This is a genomic window from Marinobacterium sp. xm-a-152 (genome assembly GCF_013282965.1).
Classification (GTDB): Bacteria; Pseudomonadota; Gammaproteobacteria; order Pseudomonadales; family Balneatricaceae; genus Marinobacterium_E.
In genome coordinates, this window is the sequence record NZ_WBYI01000021.1 from 1 (window position 1) to 1,414 (window position 1,414).

Annotated in this window: 1 protein-coding gene; it reads left to right on the forward strand. The window is 45.0% G+C overall.

The window, feature by feature from the left end; all coding sequences use genetic code 11:
- The first annotated feature begins 90 nt into the window (after window positions 1–90).
- Window positions 91–1,125, forward strand: coding sequence for an IS110 family transposase (locus XMA152_RS12400; RefSeq protein ID WP_173483780.1), 1,035 nt, complete (start codon window positions 91–93; stop codon window positions 1,123–1,125).
- Window positions 1,126–1,414: the final 289 nt, after the last annotated feature.

The window sequence follows — 1,414 nt, forward strand, 5'->3', positions numbered from 1 at the left end:
GTCTAATGGGATGGTCCGTCCCGCTTCTTAAACGGCATCACAATGTGCCAGGATATTAGTTACCACACTTTTATCCAAAGGAGACGGACCATGACGCAGACTATAACAAACGCAGAAGTACATACCCTAGCAATTGATTTGGCGAAAACGAGTTTTCATATCCATGCGGCAGATCGATCAGGGGTGAAGATACACTCAAAGCCGGTAAATCGATCGAAGCTTATTCAATACGTATCGAACTTACAGCCTTGCACAGTAGTTATGGAAGCTTGTGGTGGAGCAAATCATTTTGCTCGGAAGTTCACAGCTATGGGGCATACGGTAAAGCTAATCGCTCCCCAGTTTGTTAAGCCGTTTGTAAAATCGAACAAGAATGATGCGCTTGATGCCCAGGCAATATGTGAAGCATCGCAACGGCCGGATATGCGTTTTGTATCGCCTAAAGATACAGCACAACAAGATATTCAGAGTATTCATCGAGCGCGTAGCCTAGTTGTCGCTCATCGCACGGCTCTGTCGAATCAGATAAGAGGTCTACTTACTGAATACGGCGTTGTGCTTCCGCAAGGTATATCGATCTTGCGAAGAAGTTTGCCGTCCATTATCGATAGCGATAACAGAGAGCTTTCGATTTTATTTAGAGAACTACTTCAGAATCTCTACAGTGCACTGATCACGGTAGATCAACAGGTAGAGGACTTTAATCAAAAGATTGAGTTATTAGCCAGACAGGATGAACGATGTGTTCGTTTGCAAACCATACCCGGTATTGGGCCAATGGCTGCAACTGCATTAGTGGCGACCTTAGGTGACGGAAGTGCATTTAAAGATGGGCGAGAGGCTTCAGCGTATCTAGGGTTGGTCCCAAGGCAGAACTCAACCGGTGGCAGATCGACGCTATTAGGTATTAGTAAACGTGGTGATCAATATTTACGATCGTTGTTGATACATGGTGGTAGAGCGGTAGTCAGGACATCGCCCAAGCATAGCGATTACCGCAGTAACTGGATTACAGATCTTGCACGCCGCCGTAATGTGAACGTTGCATCTGTAGCGGTGGCTAATAAAAATGTTAGAACTGCTTGGAAAATATTGCAGGACGGCAATAACTACCTAGCGGCCTAAAACAGAAGTTAGGCTGAGCGCTAATGTACTCAGCCTAAAAAATTAACGTTAATCTTGAGTTGCTAAGAGAAAAGTAGATAGATGGCAAACAGGTAAGACCTATACTTCCAACAGCTTGGCAAGGTCTATGGCTCAACGAAGCCGCGAGTCTGATTAAGCAGGAAGTATGCAGAATCCATTGGGGCTAGAAGAAAGAGATCTTCATCAAAAGCCGGATATATGACTGCAGCTCACCTTAACCATTGGTACTTTTATCTTGCATAACGCGGGACGGACCATATATGACCTT